The following is a 21,227-nucleotide window of genomic DNA, read 5'->3' as shown; positions in this document are numbered from 1 at the left end:
GACGCGAAGGGCTCACTTGCCGCCCACCCCCATCAGCCCACCCACCAACGCCCGCCGCGCCACCAGATACACGGCGAAGATCGGGATGCCGGAGAGGACGACCGAGGCGAGCAGGGCGGGGATGTTGACGCCGAACTGGCTGACGTAGTTGAAGAGTCCGAGGGTGAGGACGCGCGGTTCGTCGGACTGGGTGAAGATCAGCGGGAAGAGGAAGCCGTTCCAGGCCTGGAGCGCCGAGTAGATGACCACCGTGCTGATACCGCCCTTGGCCAGCGGGATCGTCAGCTGGAACAGCATCCGCAGGGGCGAGGCGCCGTCCAGGGCCATCGCCTCGTACAGGTCCTCCGAGACGTCTCGCAGCGTGCCTACCAGGACCAGGACCGAGACCGGCATCGCGAAGGCCGCCGTCGGGAGGATGACGGCGAGGAGGGTGTCGTAGAGGTCGAGTTTCGCGATCAGGAGGTACAGGGGGACGACGACCGCTTGGGCCGGGATCGCCACGCCCAGGAGGAACAGGCGGAAGGCGGCGTTCGACCAGCGGTCCCGGGTGCGGACGGCCACGTACGCGAGGGGGATGGAGAGGGCCAGGACGATGCCGACGACCGCCACCGCCACGATCGCCGTGTTGCTGAGCAGATGGCCGAAGCCGTTGGTGAGGACGGTGTTGTAGTTGTCGAGGGTCGGGTCCGTGGGGGGCTTCAGCGGGTTGCCCGTCAGGGCCTTGTCCGCGCCCGTGAGGGACGCCGACAGCATCGCGTAGATGGGGATCAGGACGATGACCAGCCAGAGGAACGCGCCGAGGCCCGCGACCGGGTTGGCGCGCGTCGTCCAGTGGCGTCGGCGGCGCGGGGCGGTCATCCGCTCGTGCGGGGGCTCGTCGGTCTTCGCGGGACGCGGCAACGTATCGTGTGACACTCCGTCACATCCCTTCGCGCGTACTGCGCATGGTGCCGAAGCCCGTCAGCCGGACCAGGACCAGCGAGAGGCCGGTGGCCGCGATGACCAGGAACGACGCGATGGCGCTGGCGTAGCCGAAGTCGTACGTCTTGAAGCCCGCCTCGTACATCAGGTACGGCAGGATCGCGGTGTCCGTGCCGGGGCCGCCCTTGGTGAGGATCAGGACCGTCTCGAAGTACGTCAGTGAGCCGACGACCATCAGGACCGTGGACGTGGTGATGGTGTGGCGCAGCTGCGGGAGCGTGATCGAGAAGAACTGGCGGTAGCGGCCGGCGCCGTCGATGGCGGCCGCCTGGTAGAGGACCTCGGGGATCTGGCGGGCCCCGCCCTGGTAGATCAGCGTGTGGAAGGGGATGAACTGCCAGCCGCCGACGAAGACGATCGCGAGGAACGCGCCGCTCTGCGAGCCCAGGGTGTCCTTCTGGATGATGCCGAAATTCGGGTCCAGGAGGGAGTAGAAGAGGATCGCGATGGCGGTGGAGGAGAGCAGGAACGGCACGAAGAAGATCGCGGAGAGGACCGCGCGGTGGCGCTGGCGGCCCGCCGCCCAGACACCGAGCAGCAGGGCGACGACCGTCTGGAAGGCCCAGCTGGCGACGGTCAGGACGACGGTCAGCCAGAGGGACTGCGTCATCCGGGGGTCGTCGAGGAGCTTCTTCCAGTTGTCGAGGCCGACCGGTCGCGGGTCGCCCAGGCCGTCCCAGCTGGTGAAGGAGAGATACAGGGCCAGGGCCATCGGGACGACCGCGAAGAAGGTGAAGAAGAGAACGCCGGGGAGGGCCCAGGCGGCGTGCGGACGGCCCGCGCGCGATCCCCTCGCGGAGGCGGTCGGCCGTTTGTCGACCGTGAGCGTCACTTCAGCCCCTTGCACGCCGTCACGAACTCGCTCGGCGACGACTGCCCCGCGAACAGCTTGCCTATCTCCGTGTGCATCTTGGTGCCGAGTCCGTCGCCGAGCGCCTGGTCCCAGGAGAGCGTGAAGGCCGGGGCCTTCTCCACCATGTCGTACTGGAACTTCGCGTACTCGGGGTTGGGCGCGGAGGAGAGGAGGGCGGCCGCGTTCGAGGTGGTCGGGACGTCGCCGTTGTCGATGAGGGCCTGCGCGTACGCCTCCGAGGCGCAGTCCTTGAGGAAGCCGATCGCCAGGTCCTGGTTCTTCGTACGGGCGTTGATGGACCAGTAGTTGGTGGGGTTGCCGACGACGTTGCGGACGTCGCCCGTGCCGCCCTCGACGGTCGGGAAGGCGGCCCAGCCCAGGTTCTTCTTGGCGAAGTCCGGGAACTTGCCGAGCTGCGTGGAGTACTCCCAGGAGCCCATCAGGTGCATGGCCGCCTTGCCGCGCGCGAAGACCGCGGGGGCGCCGCCGTTGACGTACGACACCGAGGTGAACTTGGAGCCGAAGGCGCCGTCGTCGATGAGTTCCTTCACCAGTTCGGCGGCCTTGAGGACGGCGGGGTCGCCCCAGCCTTCGGCGTCACCGTCCTGGATGCGCTTGAAGACCTCGGGGCCGCCGATGCGGTCGACGAGGTATTCCAGCCACATCAGGTCGGGCCAGATGTCGGTGCCACCGAGGGCGAAGGGGGTGATCCTCGCCTTCTTCAGCTTGGCGTTGTTGTCGAGCAACTGGTCCCAGGTGGTGGGGGGTTGGAGCTTGTGCTCGGCGAAGACGGCCTTGTTGTAGAAGAGGATCACCGGTTGCATACCGCGCATGGGGATGCCGTAGTGGCGGCCCCCCAGGTCGCCGGAGGCGAGGACCGAGGGCAGGAAGCCGCTCTTGAGGACCGGGTCGCCCTCGATGATGTCGGTGAGGTCGACGAGCTTGCCGGCCTCCTCGTACGGCTTGATGGAGCCACCGCCCCAGTTGAAGAAGACGTCCGGGGCGCTGGGTGAGCCCATGGCCGTACGGAGCTTGGGGGAGTAGTCGGAGCCGGGGACCTCCTGAAGCTTGACCGTGCCGCCGGCCTTCTTCGCGGCGGCCGACTTGTTGAACCGGTCGACGCCCGCCTGCTGGACCTTCACCGCGTCGTCGCCGTACACGAACGCGGTGATCGTCTTGCCGTCGCCGCCCGCGCCACCGCCGGAGCCGCAGGCGGTGAGGCCGGTGCCGAGGCCCGCGGTGAACAACGAGGCGGAACCGGCGCCGAGGAACCAGCGCCTGCTGAACGGCCGGCCGCCCGTGCCGCCACCGGTGACCTGACCTCTACTCGACTCCATGAGAGCACCCTTCGCGAATGTTCGAACGTGCGAATGTTTCGGATGGGACTTCGAATGTTCCGGGAACGTATGGCCGTCGAAAGGGTTCGTCAAGAGGTCGCGCAGGGATACGATCCCGCTCATGAAGCCCGCGAAGCCTGAGGAAACCCAGACAAGAGCGCGTGTGTCGCAGTCGACGCAGACCGCGACGCTCGCCGAGATCGCCCGCCAGGCCGGCGTCTCCGCTCCGACTGTTTCGAAGGTGCTCAACGGCCGTGCGGACGTGGCGCCCGCGACCCGCACCCGGGTCGAGGACCTGCTGCGCGCGTACGGCTACCGCCGCCGGCGCGCCGAGGCGACCCGGTCCCCCCTCATCGACCTGGTCTTCCACGAGCTGGAGAGCGCCTGGGCGATGGAGGTCATCCGGGGTGTCGAGAACATCGCGCGGGAGGAGGGCCTGAGCGTCGTCCTCTCCGAGAGCGCGGGCCGGCTCACGCCCGGCCGCACCTGGGCCGACCAGGTCGCCGCCCGCCGCCCGCACGGGGTCGTCCTCGTCCTGTCCGGGCTCGACGAGTCCCAGCGCGCGCTGCTGACCAGCAGGTCCATCCCGTTCGTGGTGATGGACCCGGCGGGCGACCCCGGCGACGACGTCCCCTCGATCGGCGCCACCAACTGGCAGGGCGGCCTGGCCGCCACCCGCCATCTGATCGAACTCGGCCACCGGCGCATCGGCGCCATCAGCGGGCCCTCGCGGATGATGTGCAGCCGCGCCCGGGTGGACGGCTACCGGGCCGCGCTGGAGACCGCCGGACTGCCGGTCGACTCAGGCCTGCTCAAGGCCGGCGACTTCCATCACGAGACCGGCTACCGGCTGGGCCTGGACCTCCTGCGCCGTCCCGACCGCCCCACCGCCGTCTTCGCCGGCAACGACCTCCAGGCGCTCGGCCTGTACGAGGCCGCCCGCGAGCTGGGGCTGCGCATCCCGGAGGACCTGAGCGTGGTCGGCTTCGACGACCTTCCGGTGGCCCGCTGGGTGGGGCCGCCGCTGACGACCGTACGGCAGCCGCTGATGGAGATGGCCGAGGCGGCGGCCCGGCTGGTGCTCGACCTCGGGCGGCAGGAGGGGTCCTCGGCGGCGACGCGGGTGGAGCTGGCGACGAGCCTGGTGGTGCGGAGCAGTACGGGGGTGCCTCCGGCGGTTTGACGAGTGTGGTGCTGATGCATGCGGGAGTGGTGCTGATGTTTTCGAGAGTGGTGCTGATGCATTGACGAGTGCGGCGCGGCCCTCCACACTCCTCCGAAGTCAATCGGTTGCACAACCGAAACTTTCGGAGGCACCCGCAATGAGATCCGCTCTCAGCACCTCCTTGAGTACCTTCCTCACCGCGCTGACGGCCACAGCGGCCGCGGCCGCCCTGCTCCTCGCCGCCCCCGCCGCCCACGCCGCCGACCCGCCCCTGCGCGACCTCGCGGCGGCCAAGGGCAAGGCGATCGGCACCGCGGTGACCGGCTCCAAGCTCACCGGCACGTACGGTGAGATCGCGGGCCGCGAGTTCAACTGGCTCACCCCCGGCAACGCCATGAAGTGGGGCTCCGTCGAACCCACCCGGGGCACCTTCAACTGGACCGAGGCCGACAGAATCGTCGACTTCGCCGAGGCCCACGACCAGGACGTACGCGGCCACACCCTCGTCTGGCACAGCCAGAACCCCAGCTGGCTCGACAACGGCACCTGGACGTCCGCGCAGCTCAGCCAGTTGATGAACGACCACATCGCGCTCGAAGTCGGCCGCTACAAGGGCCGGTTGGCCGCCTGGGACGTGGTGAACGAACCGTTCAACGAGGACGGCACCTACCGCCAGACCCTCTGGTACAACGGCCTCGGCGCCGACTACATCGCCCAGGCCCTGACCGCCGCCCGCGCCGCCGACCCGGCCGCCAAGCTCTACATCAACGACTACAACGTCGAGGGCGTCAACGCGAAGAGCACGGCCCTGTACAACCTGGTCAGGGACCTGAAGGCACGCGGCGTCCCGATCGACGGCGTCGGGCTGCAGGCCCACCTCATCCTGGGCCAGGTGCCGTCGACCCTGCAACAGAACATCCAGCGCTTCGCCGACCTGGGCGTGGACGTGGCCATCACGGAACTCGACATCCGGATGCAACTGCCGTCCACGGCAGCCAAGTTGGCGCAGCAGCGGACCGAGTACGAGGCGGTCGTGAAGGCGTGCGTGGCGGTGGCCCGTTGCACCGGCGTCACGGTCTGGGGCTTCACCGACTCCGACTCCTGGATCCCGGACACCTTCCCGGGCCAGGGCGCGGCGACGCCGTACGACGAGAACTACGTGCCGAAACCCGCGTACCAGGGCATCGTGACGGCGCTCGGCGGCACGGTGACCGAGCCGCCGGTCCCGGACGGCTGCTCGGCGGCGTACAGCGTGGCGAACCAGTGGAACACCGGCTTCACGGGCAACGTCACCATCAGCTGCGCCGCCGGATCCTCGCTCTCCTCCTGGCGCGTCAACTGGACGTTCGGGGCCGGCCAGCAGATCAGTCAGGCCTGGAACGCGAGCTGCGCCCAGAGCGGCACGACGGTCAGCTGCACGAACGTCTCCTGGAACGGAAGCGTGCCGAGCGGCGGTTCGGTGAGCTTCGGCTTCAACGCCACCTGGAGCGGCAGCAATCCGGTGCCGACGGTGACGCTGGGCTGAGGGCGCGTGAGGGCTCTTCACGGCGGCTGAGAAGTCTGAGAATTCCCGAAGGAATACCGCCGGGAGGTTCTGTCCGTAACAATTCGGACGTAAGTTCCTGTGCGTGGATGGTGAAGAAAGCGCGTTCGGGGGCGACGACGGGGGCGGGGGCCGACGGCGGCGCTGGCTGAAGTTCGCCGGGTTCACGCTCGCCGGCGCCCTCGTGGTCGGCGTGGGCGGGGCGGGCTGGGCCTTCTGGCGGCTCAACGACAACATCAAGAGCGTCGACATCAACAGCGCCCTCGGCGACAACCGCCCCGCGAAGCTCCGGTCTTCTTCGGAGCCCTCCACGTCGGCCACGGCCTCGCCGCTGCCGAGCGGCGCGCTGAACATCCTCGTCCTAGGCTCCGACTCCCGCAGCGGCGAGGAGAACGCCGAACTCGGCGGCGGCGACGAGGGTTCGGGCGCCCGCTCGGACACGGCGATGGTGGTCCACATCGACGAGGGCCGCACCGAGGCGACGGTCGTCAGCATCCCCCGCGACACCCTGGTCACCAGGCCGTCCTGCCCGCTGGAGTCGGGCGGTTCGACGTCGGTGGCGTACAACGCGATGTTCAACAGCGCGTTCGCGGTCGGCGGCCCGGTCTGCGCGGTCAAGACCGTCGAGTCGATGACGAACGTCCGCATGGACCACTACGTCGAGATCGACTTCTCCGGCTTCGCGAAGCTCGTCGACGCCCTCGGTGGCGTCACGGTCACGACGGACGAGGACATCGCCGACGACGACAGCCACCTGGAACTGAAGGCCGGCACCCACCACTTGGACGGCGAACAGGCCCTGGCCCTCGCCCGCACCCGCCACGGCATCGGCGACGGCAGCGACCTCGGCCGCATAGGCCTCCAGCAGAAGCTGGTCAAGGCCCTGCTGGACCAGATCGCGTCCAAGGACCTGTTGTCCGACCCCACCCAGCTCTACGAGGTCGCCGACGCCATCACGGGCAGCCTCACGACCGACACCGGCCTGGACTCCCTGACGGAACTGATGAGTCTCGGCGAAAGCCTGAAGGGCCTGTCGTCGGACGACACGAGGACCGTGATGATGCCGGTCGTCATGGCCCCCTACGACTCCAACCGGGTGGTGGCGGACGAGCCGGAGGCGGGCGAGCTGTGGGAGTCGTTGAAGTGAGCCGGGCCGTCCGGCTGGTCGGGTGCCCCGCTGGAAGAAATCTTCGAAGCACTCCGAAGAAGTACGTCGGCCGTGTCGATCCGGGCGGGGCTCGTTCGACGCCATGGTGAGAGGCGGGGAGCGACCCCGCTGACCCGTAGCGAATCGAAGGAGTCACCATGCCGCGCTATCTGTCGATGGTCCGGATCGACGAGAAGACCGCCCCCGCCGAGGGCCCCAGCCCCGAGCTGATGCAGCGGATGGGGGATCTGCTGGAGGAGATCACCAAGGCGGGGGTCATGCTCGACACGGCCGGGCTGCTGCCGACCGCGCAGGGGAAGAGGGTGCGTTGGGAGGGCGGGGAACTGTCGGTGACCGACGGGCCGTTCACCGAGACCAAGGAGGTCGTCGGGGGCTATGCGCTGATGCAGTGCAAGGACATGGCCGAAGCCGTCGAGTGGGCCAAGCGGTTCCTGAAGGTGCACGAGGAGCACTGGACGGTCACCTGTGAGGTGCGGGAGATCACGGAGGGCTGAGCCTGCTTGGCAGGGGTGCCCTCCGGGTGTCTGATGGTGGGCTGTGACCCCACAGCCCACCACCGGCCCCACCCCGGATTCCGATCCCGCCCCCACCCCGGATTCCGACTCCACCCCCACCCTCACCTCGGATTCGGAACCCGGCACGGCCATCGAAACCGTCTTCCGGATGGAGTCGCCCCGGCTCATCGCCGGGGTCGCGCGGATCGTGCGGGACGTCGGTATCGCGGAGGAGCTGGCGCAGGACGCGCTGGTCGTGGCGCTGGAGCAGTGGCCTCGGGACGGGGTGCCGGACAACCCGGGCGCCTGGCTGATGACCACGGCCAAGCACCGGGCGATCGACCTCGTGCGCCGCCGGGAGCGGTATGCGCGGAAGCTGGCGGAGGTGGGCCGGGACCTGGAGGCGGCGGGGCCGTATCTCGATCAGCCGTCCGACCCGGACGACATCGACGACGACCTGCTCCGCCTCGTCTTCACGGCCTGCCACCCGGTGCTCTCCGCCGAGGCCCGCATCGCGCTCACCCTCCGCCTCCTCGGCGGCCTGACCACCACCGAGATCGCCCGCGCCTTCCTGGCCCCCGAGGCGACGATCGCCCAGCGCATCGTGCGCGCCAAACGCACCCTCGCCGCCAAGGCCGTCGCCTTCGAGGTCCCCTACGGCCCCGACCGCGATGCCCGCCTCGCCTCCGTGCTGGAGGTCATCTACCTGATCTTCAACGAGGGGTACGCGGCCACCGCCGGCGACGACCTGCTGCGCCCCGCCCTCTGCGAGGACGCCCTCCGACTCGCCCGTGTCCTCGCCCAGTTGATGCCCAAGGAACCCGAAGTACACGGCTTGGTGGCCCTCTTGGAGCTCCAGGAGTCGCGGGCCGCCACCCGCACGGGACCCTCCGGGGAGCCGGTCCTGTTGAAGGACCAGGACCGCCGCCGCTGGAACCGCCTCCTCATCGCCCGCGGCTTCACCGCCCTCGGCCGCGCCACCGCCACCGCCACGGGCGCGCCGGGCCCGTACGCCCTCCAGGCCGCGATCGCAGCGTGCCACGCCCAAGCCCACACGTACGAGGAGACGGACTGGAGCCGGATCGCCACCCTGTACGCCCTGCTCGTCGCCCGCTCCCCGTCCCCCGTGGTGGAGCTGAACCGTGCGGTCGCCGTCTCGATGGCGGACGGCCCGGGCCCCGCCCTGGAGATCGTGGACCACCTGGCCGCCGAACCCGCCCTCCGCGACTACCACTTGCTGCCGAGTGTGCGCGGGGACCTGCTACGGCGGCTCGGGCGCAGGGCCGAGGCCCGCGCCGAGTTCCTACGGGCGGCCGACCTGGCGCGGAACGAGCGGGAGCGGGCCCTGCTGCTGGCGCGGGCGGAGGAGGGGGACTGAGGGGGCCGGCGAGGGCGGCTGAGGGAGGACGGGGGGTGGGCGACGGGGGAGTCGGCTGAGGTGGCCGTCGGCCGGGGGAGGGAGTGGGACCGGTTGGGGTGGGCGACGGGGGAGTCGGCTCAGGTGGCCGTCGGCCGGGGCGAGACCGGACCGGCGGGGGTCGGTGACGGGGGGACTCGGCTGAGGTGACCGCCGTCACCGGTCACCGGTCACCGGCCGGGGCCGAGACCAAGGCCCAGAGCGGGACCGGCTGAAGGCGGGTGACGGGGGAGTCGGCTGAGGTGGCCGGCACCGGCCTGGACCGGGTCCAGGGGCCGAGACCGGGCCAAGGTCCGGGCTGAGACCGGGGCCGAGACTGTGGCGGGGGCCCTGGGCCCAGGCCCTGCCCCAGGCCCTGCCCCAGGCCCTGCCCCAGGCCCCTGCCCCAGGCCCCAGGCCCCTGCCCCAGGCCCCAGGCCCCTGCCCCAGGCCCCTGGCCCCAGGCCCTGGGCCTGGGGCCAGGGGCAGGGTCCGGTCCGGGGCCCCGACCAGGTCCGGGGCAGGGTCCGGTCCGATACCGGGGCCCAGGCCGGGTTCGGGGCTGGGACCAGCACCGGGACCGGGACCAGCACCGGGACCGGGACCAGCACCGGGACCGGCTGGAGGCGGATGTCCGCCCTAGGCCGGGCGTCCGCCCTAGGCCGGGCGTCCGCCCTAGGCCGGGCGTCCGATCAGCATCGTCGGCGCTCCCGCCACCCGGGTCAGGAAGACCGTCGCCGAGTTGCGTCCCTGCGGCTTGACCTTCTTCCGTAGTTCCTCCGGCTCGACGGCCGACCCCCGCTTCTTCACGGTCAGGATGCCGACCTCGCGCTCCCGCAGCAGGGCCTTCAACTTCTTGACGTTGAAGGGCAGTTGGTCGGTGATCTCGTAGGCCGTGGCGTACGGGGTGACGTGGTGTTCGTCGGCGGTGATGTAGGCGATCGTGGGGTCGATCAGCCCGCCTCCCAGGTCCTCGGCGACCTCGGCGACGAGGTGGGCCCGGATGACGGCGCCGTCGGGCTCGTACAAGTACCGCCCCACGGACCGGACTTGGGGATCGGGCAGGCCGCGGCCGAGCAGGGCCCGGGGCCCGGGCAGCAGGGTCGCCCGCACGGCGCCCGCCGTCCCCGTGCCGAACCAGAGCACCGCCTCCTTCACGTCCCCCGCGTCAGAGATCCACTCAGCCTCGGCCTCGCCGGGGATCGCCTCGTGGGGGATGCCCGGGGCGATCTTCAGAGCTGCGCGCGGGGACTTGAGGGCGGTGGCGACGGCCCAGGAGAGCGGGGGCGAGTAGGCCTCCGGGTCGAAGATCCGGCCGCGGCCGCCGCGCCTCGCCGGGTCCACGAAGACCGCGTCGTACGGGGAGACGTCCACCTCCGTGACGTCCGCCTCCCGCACCTCGATCAGGTCGGCGAGGCCGAGCGCGTCGGCGTTCGCGCGGGCCACCGCCACCGTCAGGGGGTCGTGGTCGACGGCCAGGACCCGGATGCCGGCCCGGGCGAGCGCGAGCGCGTCGCCGCCGATACCGCAGCACAGGTCGGCGACCGAGGTCACGCCCAGCGCGCGCATCCGCTCCGCCCGGTACGTCGCCACGCTCGCCCGCGTCGACTGTTCGACCCCGTTCGGCGTGAAGAACATCCGCTCCGCGTCCGCCGCCCCGAACTTCACCGCAGCCCGCTGCCGCAGCAGCGCCTGCGCCATCGCCGCCGACACGAGTGCCGCCGGGTGGTCGCGGCGCAGCCGGGTCGCCACGGCCAGCTCCCGCGCCGGTTCGGTGCCGCGCACCTCGTCGAGGAGGGCGCGGCCCTCGGGGGTGAGGAGGGGGGCGAGGAAGACGGCGGGGTCGAGGTCGTTCACCGGGCCATTGTCGGTCAGGCGGAGGAGGTGTGGGCCACTCGGTGGATGGTCGCGGTCCGGTGGCGGTGTCGGGGCGGTGGGGACGGGCTGTCCTGCGAGGATGCGGCGCCATGCGATTCGTACGACAAAATGATCTAAAGGGTGCGAAGTGGGCGCGTCTCTGGAGGGGGAGCGGCGGTGCCCGGGGTGGTGTCGCCGTGCTCGCCGCAGCGGTCATCGCGTCCGGGTGCGCCGGCGGCGGTACCGAGGAGGCTGCGGAGACGGGCACCGCCGAACAGCGGGGGACCGGGCGACCCGTGCACGGCCAGCCGCGGCGGCCGCTCGACGCACCCGCCGCCCGTGCCCTGGACGCGTACGCCACGCAGTTGCGCCGGGCGCACGCCGCGCGGGCCGCCGCCGCGAAGCGCTGGGGGCTGGCCGGGGTGCCGCTGATCCCGCCCCCGCCCCCGGCGAAGAAGCCGGAGCTCAGGACCCGTAAGGGATTCGAGGTCGACGGGCAGGTGGAGGACGGCCTGCCGCCGGTCTTCACCACCGTCCCCACCCGCCACAAGGTCGTCTTCCTCACCATCGACGACGGCGCCGAGAAGGACCCCGCGTTCCTGCGCATGATGAGCGAGCTGAAGGTCCCGTACACCGCCTTCCTCAGCGACTACCTGGTCAAGGAGGACTACGGCTACTTCGAGCGGATGCGCGACCGTGGCGTCGTACTCGACAACCACACCCTCAACCACCGCTACCTGCCCGCCCTCTCGTACGCCGACCAGAAGCGCGAGATCTGCGGCATGCAGGACGTGATCGAGAAGCGGTACGGCAAACGGCCCACGCTCTTCCGGCCGCCGTACGGCAGCTACGACCAGGACACCCTCCGCGCCGCCAAGGTCTGCGGCGTCAAGGCCGTTCCGCTCTGGAACGAGGAGGTCTTCGTCGACCGCTGGGAGCACCGCGAGTCGGACGGCGAGCTCCGCCACGGCGACATCGTCCTCAGCCACTTCCGGGGCCGGGGCGAGTGGAAGGGCACCATGCCCGACATGATCCGCCGCTTCCTGAACCGGGTGACCGCCGAGGGGTACGCGGTGGCGCGGCTGGAGGACTACCTGTGAGGGGGCCCGGCGGTTATGGGGTGCGCGGAGGACGTGGGCCCGCCCTCACGGCCCTCGCCGCCCTGCTCCTCGCCGGGTGCGCCACCGATCACGCCGACCCCGCCGAGGGGCCGGGAAGCGAGGTGGCGGCGGAGGGACGGCTGCCGACACACGGACCGTCGCCGTCGCCGTCGCCGTCATCGACGTCGTCGCCGGCGACACGGCCGACAGCGACATCGGCGCCGCCGGGCTCGCAGCCGAGCGGGACGGGGGTGGCCGGCCCTGGCCCCCGCGCGGGCGCCTCTGGCCCCCGCGCGGGCGCTCCCGTCCCTGGGCCCGGCGTAGGCGCCCCCGGCGCCAGGCCCGGCACGAGCGCCACCCGCCCAGGCGCGGGCGCCCCCGCCCCCAGCCTCGGCGTGGGCGCCCCCGTCCTCACTCCCGGCGCAGATGCCCCCGCCCCCGCCCCAGGCCACGGCACAGGCGCTCCCGCCCCCACTCCCGGCGCGGACGCCCCCGCCCCCAACCCGGGCGCGGGAGCCCCCAGCCCCGCCCCCGCCCCCAACTCCGGCGCAGGCGCCCGCGCCCCCGGCGCAGGCGCCTCCCCCCACCCCCACTCACCCCCCTACCGCCGCTGGGGCCTCTCCGAGCCGCTCGCCCCCGCACCCCAGCCCCCCGACCGGCCGCCCGCGCCCCGCGCGGCCGACCCCGGGCTGGCTCCGGTCGTCGATCGGGTTGCGACCCGCGACAAGGTCGTCTTCCTGACGTACGACGACGGGGCCGAGAGGGACCCGCGGTTCGTCGAGATGGTCCGTGAACTACGGCTCCCGGTGAGCATGTTCCTGACGGACAGCGTCGTCGGGCCGGGCTACGGCCACTTCGCCCGGCTGCGCGCGGTCGGCGCGACCGTGCAGAACCACACCCTCGACCACACCGCCCTGCGCGGCCTGCCGTACGCCGGACAGCGCGCCGAGATCTGCGGCCAGCAGAACAAGCTCAAGCAGCGCTTCGGCATCCGGCCGACCCTCTTCCGCCCGCCCTACGGCGTCTACGACACCACCACGCTCCGCGCCGCCGCTGACTGCGGCATCTGGGCGGTCGTCCTGTGGCGCGCGTCCATGCAGATCACCGACCTCCGCTACGCCGTCGGCGACCACCTCCGCCCCGGCGACATCGTCCTGGCCCAATTCCGGGGCCCGGCTCAGCTGAACGGCGCGACACTCACCCGGATGACGACGAGACTGCTGCGCCGGATCCAGGAGCAGGGCCTGACGGTGGGCCGCCTGGAGGACTACCTCTGACGCTCGAAGGACCACCTCTGACGCTCACCAGGGGGCTGCCTCCGGCGGACGCGATTAGCAGTCCGCTTGACCGAGTGCTAATCGCGGTCATAGTCTCAGGTCTGGCACTCCCCCCTGGAGAGTGCCAACTACGCGACGGGCAGGTCCGGCACCCGCGACGACGGATCCACCTGGTCGCCACCTCAGACAGTTAACCCCGTGAGATCTCCGAAGGGGGAGGTCGGATCGTGACGACCACCAGCTCCAAGGTTGCCATCAAGCCGCTTGAGGACCGCATTGTGGTCCAGCCGCTCGACGCCGAGCAGACCACGGCCTCTGGCCTGGTCATCCCGGACACGGCCAAGGAGAAGCCCCAGGAGGGCGTCGTCCTGGCCGTGGGCCCGGGCCGCTTCGAGAACGGCGAGCGTCTTCCGCTCGACGTGAAGACCGGCGACATCGTGCTGTACAGCAAGTACGGCGGCACCGAGGTGAAGTACAACGGCGAGGAGTACCTCGTCCTCTCGGCTCGCGACGTGCTCGCGATCATCGAGAAGTAATTCACCCAGTTTTGCAGTGAGCTGCGCCCCCGGCCCCCGCGACCGTCAGGAAGCCGGGCGCCGGGGGCGTAGTTCGTTCTCCCAAAATTTCCGAGAGGGCTGAACCGCTCCCATGGCGAAGATCCTGAAGTTCGACGAGGACGCCCGTCGCGCCCTTGAGCGCGGCGTCAACAAGCTTGCCGACACGGTGAAGGTGACGATCGGCCCCAAGGGCCGCAACGTCGTCATCGACAAGAAGTTCGGCGCCCCCACCATCACCAACGACGGTGTGACCATCGCCCGCGAGGTCGAGGTCGACGACCCGTACGAGAACCTCGGCGTCCAGCTGGTGAAGGAGGTGGCGACCAAGACCAACGACGTAGCGGGTGACGGTACGACCACCGCCACCGTGCTGGCCCAGGCGCTGGTGCGCGAGGGCCTGCGGAACGTCGCCGCCGGTGCCTCCCCGGCCGCCCTGAAGAAGGGCATCGACGCCGCGGTCAAGGCCGTGTCCGAGGAACTCCTCGCGACCGCCCGTCCGATCGACGAGAAGTCCGACATCGCCGCCGTCGCCGGTCTGTCCGCCCAGGACACGCAGGTCGGCGAGCTCATCGCCGAGGCGATGGACAAGGTCGGCAAGGATGGTGTCATCACCGTCGAGGAGTCCAACACCTTCGGTCTGGAGCTGGACTTCACCGAGGGCATGGCCTTCGACAAGGGCTACCTGTCGCCGTACTTCGTGACGGACCAGGAGCGCATGGAGGCCGTCCTCGACGACCCGTACATCCTCATCCACCAGGGCAAGATCGGCTCCATCGCCGACCTGCTGCCGCTGCTGGAGAAGGTCATCCAGTCCAACGCCTCGAAGCCGCTGCTGATCATCGCCGAGGACGTCGAGGGCGAGGCCCTGTCGACCCTGGTCGTCAACAAGATCCGCGGCACCTTCAACGCGGTCGCCGTCAAGGCCCCCGGCTTCGGCGACCGTCGCAAGGCGATGCTGCAGGACATGGCGACGCTGACCGGCGCCGAGGTCATCTCCGAGGAGGTCGGCCTCAAGCTCGACCAGGTCGGCCTCGACGTGCTCGGCTCCGCCCGCCGCGTCACCGTCACCAAGGACGACACCACGATCGTCGACGGCGCCGGAGACTCCGGGGCCGTCCAGGGCCGCATCGCCCAGATCAAGGCCGAGATCGAGAACACGGACTCCGACTGGGACCGCGAGAAGCTCCAGGAGCGCCTCGCGAAGCTGGCCGGCGGCGTGTGCGTGATCAAGGTCGGCGCCGCCACCGAGGTGGAGCTGAAGGAGAAGAAGCACCGTCTGGAGGACGCCATCTCCGCGACCCGCGCCGCGGTCGAGGAGGGCATCGTCTCCGGTGGTGGCTCCGCGCTCGTCCACGCCGTCAAGGTCCTCGAGGGCAACCTCGGCAAGACCGGCGACGAGGCCACGGGTGTCGCGGTCGTCCGCAAGGCCGCCGTCGAGCCGCTGCGCTGGATCGCCGAGAACGCCGGCCTGGAGGGCTACGTCATCACCTCCAAGGTCGCCGAGCTCGACAAGGGCCAGGGCTTCAACGCCGCGACCGGCGAGTACGGCGACCTGGTGAAGCAGGGCGTCATCGACCCGGTCAAGGTCACCCGCTCCGCCCTGGAGAACGCCGCCTCCATCGCCTCCCTCCTCCTCACGACCGAGACCCTGGTCGTCGAGAAGAAGGAAGAGGAGCCGGCCGACGCGGGCCACGGCCACGGTCACGGCCACTCCCACTGACCTTCAGTCAGCACGAAGGCCACTCAGTACGAAGGCCCGGCACCCCTGGGGTGCCGGGCCTTCGCGTCGTCCTACTGCTCCAGGCCTTCGAGCGCGCCCAGCTGTCCCATCAGCCCCAGCCGGTCGTACTGCCACCAGCCCTCGGCGAGCTTCCCGTCGGACGTGCACCGATGGATGGTCGTCCCGGCCATGGAGACCTTCCTCCCGGTGGCCGCGACGCCGAGGAAGTCGCCCTTGTGCGTGCCGTTCCAGGTCCACCGGGTGCACACCCGGTCACCCTGCGCGATCTGGTCCTCGACCGTGAACGAGAAGTCGAACCCCGTCCGCCACATCCCGACCTCGCGCCTGACCGCGTCCATGCCGATGACGTCCTGCGGGTTGGAGGGATCGTGGTCGTGGAAGTCCTCCACCAGCAGATCGTTGAGCGGCGGCAGCTCCCCCTCGGTGGCCAGCGCCTCGAAGAACCTCCGCGCCGTGTCCGCGTACAGCTGCTCGTCCCGCACCACGTCCAGATCCGTGAACGTGGGCGTCTCGTCGCACAGCGCCACCATCTCCTGGAAGATCCGATCGGTCTCCGGCAGCCCGGAATTCCGCATCGCCTCCTCGTACGACGGGAACTCCACGATCTCGATGATGTGCGACGAGTCGGACCGGTCCTTGCCGACCACACTGTGCGTCGCCGTCCGCTTCCCCTTGGTCTGCTCGACCCACCTGTCCATCAGCCGGTTCATCTCGTCGAGCCGGCTGGTCTTACAGTCGATGAGCTGCACGAATGTCATGATGCGTCGCCTCCCGGCCCCCCTGGGTCCCGGTTGAACACCTCCATTGTCTCCCGGCGGCGCCGCCCTCTCACCCTTTGGCATCACGACCCCATGCCCTGGCGGGCCGACGGAAACGGAATACGCGCGTGCGCTTCACTCCGTGGCAACCCCCTACCGCGGCCCGTACTTCCGCCCCGTCTTCGAGCTGATCCCGCCCAGCAGCCCCCGCGGCACCACCTTCACCACGCCCATCAGGGTCTTGTAGCGCGGGTCGGGGATGGAGACGGTCTTGCCGCGGGAGAGGTCGGCGAGGGCCGCGGTGACGAGCTTGTCGGCGTCGAGCCACATCCAGGACGGGATGTTGTCCGTGCCCATGCCGGCCCGGTCGTGGAACTCGGTGCGGACGAAGCCGGGGCACAACGCCATGAGCCGTACGCCGCTGCCGGCCAGGTCGCGGGCGGCACCCTGGGTGAACTGCACGACCCAGGCCTTGGACGCCCCGTACGTGCCCCGCGGGACGAAAGCGGCGACCGACGCGACGTTGACGACGCCGCCCCGGCCGCGCTCACGCATGGCCTCGGTGGCCGCCGAGGTCAGCCGCAGGACCGCCTCGCAGTGCACCTTGAGCATCTTCAGCTCGTCGGCCATGGAGACGTCGAGGTAGCGGCCCTTGTTGCCGAAACCGGCGTTGTTGATCAGCAGGTCGACCGGGCTCTTGCGGTCGGCCAGCCGCCTCGCCACCGACTCGATGCCGTCGTCCGTCGCCAGGTCGGCCGACAGCACCTCCGCTTCGATGCCGTGCCGGTCGTGCAACTCCGTGGCCTGCTCCCGCAGCCGCTTGGTGTCACGCGCCACCAGGACCAGGTTGTGCCCGTCCGCCGCCAGCCGCCGTGCGAAGGCGGCACCGATACCCGCGGTCGATCCCGTAATCAGAGCGGTAGTCATGGCGTAAGACTAGGCGCCTGGACTGTGCGGATCCGCCTGCTGTACCGGCCGTAACGCCCTGTCAGGAACCCGGCGCATCCGGCGAACCGCCGGCTGCGGCTTCGTTCTCCCCAGCCCGCCGCGTCTTCTCCGCGTTCTCCTTCCTCTCTACATACTTCCGCTCTTCTCCACATACTTCCGCGCCGTCTCCAACAGCTCCGAATGCAGCGCCTCGCCCGCGGCCAGCAGACGTGGCAGCAGCTCGTGTTCGGTCATCGTGGCGCGGAAGGTGAGGGCGACGGTGATGTCGTGGGCGGGGCGGTGGACGATCTCGATGGGGTCGCCCGCGCGGATCTCGCCCGGCTGGATCACCCGCAGATACGCACCCGGCTCGCCCTGGCGTGTGAAGCGCTTGACCCAGCCGCGCTCACCCATGTGGCGCTGGAAGTTCAGACAGGGGACACGGCCTGAGGTGACCTCCAGGACCACCTCGGAGCCGATCCGCCAGCGTTCGCCGATGAGGGCACCGGAGACGTCGAGGCCCTCGGTGGTGAGGTTCTCGCCGAAGGACCCGCTGGGCAGGGTGCGGCCCAGTTCGCGCTCCCAGCCGTCCAGGTCCTCGCGGGCGAACGCGTAGACCGCCTGGTCGTCGCCGCCGTGGTGCGCCGTGTTGCACACCGCGTCCCCGGCCACCCCGCTTGCGCCGACGCCCTTGGGTCCCGGCGCGAACACCCGCACGGGTCCGTCCACCGGCCGCTTGTCGATGCCCGTGACGCTCTTCGACTCCTCCGCGACGTCGACGGCCTCGGGGCGTCCCAGATTCAGTGACAGAAGCTTCATAGCGCCACGCTAGGCCGGTGAGGGGCAAAGCGTCGACGCGATATTCGGCACCCCACCCAAGCCACGCTTATGCTCAGATGCGTGATCGAGGCCCGCCATCTCCGCGTTCTGCGCGCCGTCGCCGCCACCGGCTCCTTCTCGGCGGCGGGGCGCGAACTCGGCTGCACCCAGCCCGCCGTCAGCCAGCAGATGAAGGCGCTCGAATCCTCCGTCGGCACCCCGCTGCTGGTCCGCAGCGGCCGCGAGATGCGGCTGACGCAGGCGGGTGAGGCGCTGGTGCGGCACGCGGCCGGGATCCTCGCCGGGCTCACCGCGGCCGAGGAGGAGGTCGCCGCCATCGCCGGTCTGCGCGCCGGCCGGGTCCGTCTGGTCTCGTTCCCCAGCGGCAGTTCCACGCTGGTCCCCACCGCCCTGGCCGCCCTGCGCGCCGCGCACCCCGGCACCCGGGTCTCGCTGGAGGAGGCCGAACCGCCGCGCTCGGTCGAGATGCTCCGCGAGGGCGACTGCGACATCGCGCTCGCCTTCCGCTACGAGGGTGCGGCGGGCGCGGAGGAGGGGGAGTGGGACGACCTGGTCGTACGGCCCCTGCTCACCGACCGGCTCGTCGGGCTCGTCCCTCAGGGGCACCGACTGGCCCGTACGCGGTCCATCGGTATCGGAGAACTCGCCGGGGAACCCTGGATCGCCGGCTGCCCGCGCTGCCGGGGGCAACTGGTGCGGGTCTGTGAGAGCGCGGGCTTCACGCCGCGCATCGACTTCGCGACCGACGACTATCCGGCGGTGGTCGGCCTGGTGGGCGCGGGCCTCGGGGTCGCCGTCCTGCCGGAGCTGGCCATCGAGTCCGTACGCGCCAAGGGAGTGCGGATGGTCACCGTCGAGCCGGTGGTGCGCCGGGAGATCGTGGCGCTCACTCTGCCGGACCTGGCTCAGGTGTCCACGGTCGCGGCGACGCTGGACCGGCTGGCCGGAGCGGCCGCGCGCTAGCGCCGAACGGGCCGGGCAAGGGCCCTTGAAGAAACGTTCCTTCAGGTGTTCGAACCTGTGTCGCCCCCGGAAGTGGACGCCGACACCAGGCGATGGCGCGCCCTGCCCATGAGCTCCTCGCGCTCGTCCTCGGTCAGCCCGCCCCACACGCCGTACGGCTCGCGCACCGCGAGGGCGTGGGCCGCGCACTGCGCGCGTACCGGGCATCTCATGCAGACCTCTTTGGCCGAGTTCTCACGAGCGCTCCGTGCCGCACCGCGTTCTCCTTCGGGGTGGAAGAAGAGTGAACTGTCGACCCCACGGCAGGCCGCGAGGAGCTGCCAGTCCCACAGATCAGCGTTCGGTCCGGGAAGGCGGGAGAAATCTGCCATTGCGTGTCCCCTTGTTGCCGTTCTTGTAGGAGATGTTGCCCATGACCGTACATCGACCATCAAAGGAGATGAAAATATGACTCATTGCGAATCTAGCCTCAGACGCCAATAAATGGGAAGAAAAACGGCTGAATGGGGCATAGGTTGTGGGGAAACGTTGAGGGTCCGTTGCGCATCTCTGCCCCGTGTCCGCGCCCTCACGTAGAGTGCCGAAGGTGGCCAGCCATCCCGTAACTCTTTCGAGTGACCGTCGTTGAGACGGGCGGAGGCGGTTGAGAGAACAAGCGCTCGGGCAGGCGTTCGTGTCAGCTCGTGAGTGTCGACCGCACAGGTGACGATTTCGTACCAGCCTGGAGGCTCAAGGTGACGCGCATCAGCTGCGGAGGGCGGCCATGACATCCGTCCTCGTCTGCGACGACTCCCCGCTTGCCCGAGAGGCGCTGCGCCGCGCGGTGGCGACCGTGCCCGGCGTCGAGCGCGTGACCACGGCGGCCAACGGCGAGGAAGTCCTCCGCCGCTGGGGGGCCGACCGCTCGGACCTGATTCTGATGGACGTACGCATGCCCGGCCTGGGCGGCGTCGAGACCGTACGGCGGCTGCTGTCCGCCGACCCCGGGGCGCGCATCATCATGCTCACCGTCGCCGAGGACCTGGACGGCGTGGCCCTCGCGGTCGCCGCCGGCGCGCGGGGCTATCTGCACAAGGACGCCTCCCGCGCGGAGCTGCGTGCCACGGTCACGCAGGCCCTCGCCGACCCGACCTGGCGGCTCGCCCCGCGCCGGCTGCGTTCCGCCGAGATGGGCGCCGCGCCGACGCTCACCGCCCGGGAGATCCAGGTCCTTGAGGGCATGAGCCACGGTCGCTCGAACGCCGAGATCGGTCGCGAGCTGTTCCTCTCCGAGGACACCGTCAAGACCCACGCCCGGCGGCTCTTCAAGAAGCTCGGCGCCTCGGACCGCGCGCACGCGGTGGCGCTCGGCTTCCGCTGGGGTCTGGTTCGTTGAGTGGGCCGTAACGGGGGTACGAGAATCCCCGCCTGCCGCAGGGCGGGCGGGGGTGGTGAGACGGCCCGCCGGGTGCCCGCTGCTCGTTTCGCCGCGGATGCCGCATCCTTGAGGTGTGGAGTTCCTCGGGGAGCAGTCGAACGAGCGGGAGGGGAGGGCGCAGGAGATGAGTTCCGGCGCACCTGCTCATAACGCTTCGGTGCACAACCATGGACGTGGCGCCACGGACCGGACGGCCGCAAGGCACCATGGACCGATGCGCGACGACGAGACGACAGTGATCGGTGCGCTCGTGCATCGCGCGGTCGACGGGGACGAGCAGGCCACACACGATCTGCTCGCCCATGTCCACCCCTTGGCGCTGCGCTATTGCCGCACCCGTCTGTCCCGGCTGCCGGGTGACGCGCGGCACTTCGTGGAGGACCTGGCGCAGGAGGTCTGCGTCGCCGTCCTCCTCGCGCTGCCGCGCTACAAGGACACCGGACGGCCGTTCGAGGCGTTTGTCTTCGCCATCGCCGGCCACAAGGTCGCCGACCTCCAGCGCGCCGCCATGCGTCACCCCGGCTCGACGGCCGTCCCCTCGGACGAGATGCCGGAGCGCCCCGACGACTCGCTGGGCCCCGAGGAGCGCGCGCTGCTCAGCAGCGACGCCGAGTGGGCCAAGAAGCTCCTGGCCAACCTCCCCGAGAACCAGCGGGAGCTGCTGCTCCTGAGGATCGCGGTGGGGCTCACGGCCGAGGAGACGGGACAGATGCTCGGGATGTCGCCGGGCGCGGTCCGAGTGGCGCAGCACCGGGCGCTGAGCAGGCTCCGGGCGCTGGCGGAGCAGTAGTACCGGCGTTCGGTGACGGTTCGGAGGGCGCCCCGGATGAACAGGCGGGGTGCCTTTTCCGTA

The 21,227-nt window shown here is 70.7% G+C and carries 20 protein-coding genes; 12 read left to right on the top strand and 8 right to left on the bottom strand.

The features are described from left to right. Positions 1-12 precede the first annotated feature (12 nt). Genes JIX56_RS16970 through JIX56_RS16960 form a run of 3 tightly spaced genes read right to left on the bottom strand, consistent with a single transcriptional unit; the run spans position 13 to position 3,171 of the window. Positions 13-915, bottom strand: coding sequence for a carbohydrate ABC transporter permease (locus tag JIX56_RS16970; RefSeq protein WP_443031831.1), 903 nt, complete (start codon positions 913-915; stop codon positions 13-15). A gap of 4 nt (positions 916-919) precedes the next feature. Further along, positions 920-1,813: a carbohydrate ABC transporter permease gene (locus JIX56_RS16965; RefSeq protein ID WP_257541613.1), complete on the bottom strand. Its 894-nt coding sequence runs from the start codon at positions 1,811-1,813 to the stop codon at positions 920-922. Next, positions 1,810-3,171, bottom strand: a complete 1,362-nt coding sequence (locus tag JIX56_RS16960) for an ABC transporter substrate-binding protein (RefSeq protein WP_257541611.1) — start codon at positions 3,169-3,171, stop codon at positions 1,810-1,812. The genes JIX56_RS16965 and JIX56_RS16960 overlap by 4 nt, the downstream gene beginning before the upstream one ends. Before the next feature lie 121 nt (positions 3,172-3,292). Between JIX56_RS16960 and JIX56_RS16955 the strand changes: the two genes are divergently transcribed. The 5 genes from JIX56_RS16955 to JIX56_RS16935 all read left to right on the top strand — a co-directional run bounded on the left by JIX56_RS16955 (position 3,293) and on the right by JIX56_RS16935 (position 8,919). Next, positions 3,293-4,354, top strand: a complete 1,062-nt coding sequence (locus JIX56_RS16955; RefSeq protein WP_257541609.1) for a LacI family DNA-binding transcriptional regulator — start codon at positions 3,293-3,295, stop codon at positions 4,352-4,354. 139 nt (positions 4,355-4,493) lie between these two features. Next, on the top strand, positions 4,494-5,861 hold the full coding sequence (locus JIX56_RS16950; protein WP_257541607.1) for an endo-1,4-beta-xylanase: 1,368 nt from the start codon (positions 4,494-4,496) through the stop codon (positions 5,859-5,861). Between the two features lie 97 nt (positions 5,862-5,958). After that, a complete protein-coding gene (locus JIX56_RS16945; protein ID WP_443032046.1) occupies positions 5,959-7,026 on the top strand; it encodes an LCP family protein in 1,068 nt (355 codons plus the stop codon). 158 nt (positions 7,027-7,184) lie between these two features. Continuing rightward, a complete protein-coding gene (locus JIX56_RS16940; RefSeq protein ID WP_257541604.1) occupies positions 7,185-7,541 on the top strand; it encodes a YciI family protein in 357 nt (118 codons plus the stop codon). A 43-nt stretch (positions 7,542-7,584) separates the two neighbouring features. Then, positions 7,585-8,919 carry an RNA polymerase sigma factor gene (locus JIX56_RS16935; protein ID WP_443031830.1) on the top strand — a complete coding sequence of 445 codons (1,335 nt, stop codon included), beginning with the start codon at positions 7,585-7,587 and terminating at the stop codon, positions 8,917-8,919. A 693-nt stretch (positions 8,920-9,612) separates the two neighbouring features. Here the strand turns inward: JIX56_RS16935 and JIX56_RS16930 are convergent. Continuing rightward, on the bottom strand, positions 9,613-10,794 hold the full coding sequence (locus tag JIX56_RS16930; protein ID WP_257541602.1) for a class I SAM-dependent methyltransferase: 1,182 nt from the start codon (positions 10,792-10,794) through the stop codon (positions 9,613-9,615). A gap of 110 nt (positions 10,795-10,904) precedes the next feature. On the opposite strand from JIX56_RS16930, the gene JIX56_RS16925 reads away from it, so the two are divergent. The 4 genes from JIX56_RS16925 (at position 10,905) to groL (ending at position 15,448) form a co-directional block, all read left to right on the top strand. Continuing rightward, entirely contained in the window at positions 10,905-11,894 is a 990-nt protein-coding gene (locus JIX56_RS16925; protein WP_257541600.1) for a polysaccharide deacetylase family protein, read from the top strand. Between the two features lie 395 nt (positions 11,895-12,289). After that, positions 12,290-13,171, top strand: coding sequence for a polysaccharide deacetylase family protein (locus JIX56_RS16920; protein ID WP_257541599.1), 882 nt, complete (start codon positions 12,290-12,292; stop codon positions 13,169-13,171). Positions 13,172-13,398: 227 nt separating this feature from the next. Next, complete coding sequence (gene groES / locus JIX56_RS16915; protein WP_003998759.1) at positions 13,399-13,707, top strand: co-chaperone GroES; 309 nt, start codon at positions 13,399-13,401, stop codon at positions 13,705-13,707. 112 nt (positions 13,708-13,819) lie between these two features. Then, a complete protein-coding gene (gene groL, locus JIX56_RS16910; RefSeq protein WP_257541597.1) occupies positions 13,820-15,448 on the top strand; it encodes a chaperonin GroEL in 1,629 nt (542 codons plus the stop codon). A gap of 71 nt (positions 15,449-15,519) precedes the next feature. Here the strand turns inward: groL and JIX56_RS16905 are convergent, their stop codons facing one another. The 3 genes from JIX56_RS16905 to JIX56_RS16895 all read right to left on the bottom strand — a co-directional run bounded on the left by JIX56_RS16905 (position 15,520) and on the right by JIX56_RS16895 (position 17,973). Further along, positions 15,520-16,227, bottom strand: coding sequence for an ester cyclase (locus JIX56_RS16905; RefSeq protein WP_257541595.1), 708 nt, complete (start codon positions 16,225-16,227; stop codon positions 15,520-15,522). A gap of 153 nt (positions 16,228-16,380) precedes the next feature. Then, entirely contained in the window at positions 16,381-17,154 is a 774-nt protein-coding gene (locus tag JIX56_RS16900) for an SDR family NAD(P)-dependent oxidoreductase (RefSeq protein ID WP_257541593.1), read from the bottom strand. A gap of 147 nt (positions 17,155-17,301) precedes the next feature. Next, positions 17,302-17,973, bottom strand: coding sequence for an MOSC domain-containing protein (locus JIX56_RS16895; RefSeq protein WP_257541591.1), 672 nt, complete (start codon positions 17,971-17,973; stop codon positions 17,302-17,304). An 81-nt stretch (positions 17,974-18,054) separates the two neighbouring features. On the opposite strand from JIX56_RS16895, the gene JIX56_RS16890 reads away from it, so the two are divergent. Continuing rightward, a complete protein-coding gene (locus JIX56_RS16890; protein WP_257541589.1) occupies positions 18,055-18,957 on the top strand; it encodes a LysR family transcriptional regulator in 903 nt (300 codons plus the stop codon). 41 nt (positions 18,958-18,998) lie between these two features. On the opposite strand, the gene JIX56_RS16885 is transcribed toward JIX56_RS16890, so the two are convergent. Continuing rightward, positions 18,999-19,328: a WhiB family transcriptional regulator gene (locus tag JIX56_RS16885; protein ID WP_257541588.1), complete on the bottom strand. Its 330-nt coding sequence runs from the start codon at positions 19,326-19,328 to the stop codon at positions 18,999-19,001. Between the two features lie 392 nt (positions 19,329-19,720). On the opposite strand from JIX56_RS16885, the gene JIX56_RS16880 reads away from it, so the two are divergent. Beyond that, complete coding sequence (locus JIX56_RS16880) at positions 19,721-20,332, top strand: response regulator transcription factor (protein ID WP_003948568.1); 612 nt, start codon at positions 19,721-19,723, stop codon at positions 20,330-20,332. Positions 20,333-20,588: 256 nt separating this feature from the next. Continuing rightward, the gene (locus JIX56_RS16875) at positions 20,589-21,164 is read left to right on the top strand and encodes a sigma-70 family RNA polymerase sigma factor (protein WP_005481141.1); all 576 of its coding nucleotides are present in this window, start codon (positions 20,589-20,591) and stop codon (positions 21,162-21,164) included. Positions 21,165-21,227: the final 63 nt, after the last annotated feature.

The sequence above is a fragment of the Streptomyces sp. CA-210063 genome (assembly GCF_024612015.1).
In the GTDB taxonomy this organism is placed as follows: Bacteria; Actinomycetota; Actinomycetes; order Streptomycetales; family Streptomycetaceae; genus Streptomyces.
Note: the sequence above shows the minus strand (reverse complement) of the source record. Positions and strands in the feature narration are given on the sequence as shown.

Excerpts from the sequence above, each read along its gene's own strand:
- JIX56_RS16880 (WP_003948568.1), top strand. The coding sequence starts at position 19,721 with ATGACATCCGTCCTCGTCTGCGACGACTCCCCGCTTGCCCGAGAGGCG.
- JIX56_RS16960 (WP_257541611.1), bottom strand. The coding sequence starts at position 3,171 with ATGGAGTCGAGTAGAGGTCAGGTCACCGGTGGCGGCACGGGCGGCCGG.
- JIX56_RS16900 (WP_257541593.1), bottom strand. The coding sequence starts at position 17,154 with ATGACTACCGCTCTGATTACGGGATCGACCGCGGGTATCGGTGCCGCC.
- groL (WP_257541597.1), top strand. The coding sequence starts at position 13,820 with ATGGCGAAGATCCTGAAGTTCGACGAGGACGCCCGTCGCGCCCTTGAG.
- JIX56_RS16905 (WP_257541595.1), bottom strand. The coding sequence starts at position 16,227 with ATGACATTCGTGCAGCTCATCGACTGTAAGACCAGCCGGCTCGACGAG.
- JIX56_RS16950 (WP_257541607.1), top strand. The coding sequence starts at position 4,494 with ATGAGATCCGCTCTCAGCACCTCCTTGAGTACCTTCCTCACCGCGCTG.
- JIX56_RS16940 (WP_257541604.1), top strand. The coding sequence starts at position 7,185 with ATGCCGCGCTATCTGTCGATGGTCCGGATCGACGAGAAGACCGCCCCC.
- JIX56_RS16875 (WP_005481141.1), top strand. The coding sequence starts at position 20,589 with ATGCGCGACGACGAGACGACAGTGATCGGTGCGCTCGTGCATCGCGCG.
- JIX56_RS16885 (WP_257541588.1), bottom strand. The coding sequence starts at position 19,328 with ATGGCAGATTTCTCCCGCCTTCCCGGACCGAACGCTGATCTGTGGGAC.
- JIX56_RS16925 (WP_257541600.1), top strand. The coding sequence starts at position 10,905 with ATGCGATTCGTACGACAAAATGATCTAAAGGGTGCGAAGTGGGCGCGT.
- JIX56_RS16955 (WP_257541609.1), top strand. The coding sequence starts at position 3,293 with ATGAAGCCCGCGAAGCCTGAGGAAACCCAGACAAGAGCGCGTGTGTCG.
- JIX56_RS16895 (WP_257541591.1), bottom strand. The coding sequence starts at position 17,973 with ATGAAGCTTCTGTCACTGAATCTGGGACGCCCCGAGGCCGTCGACGTC.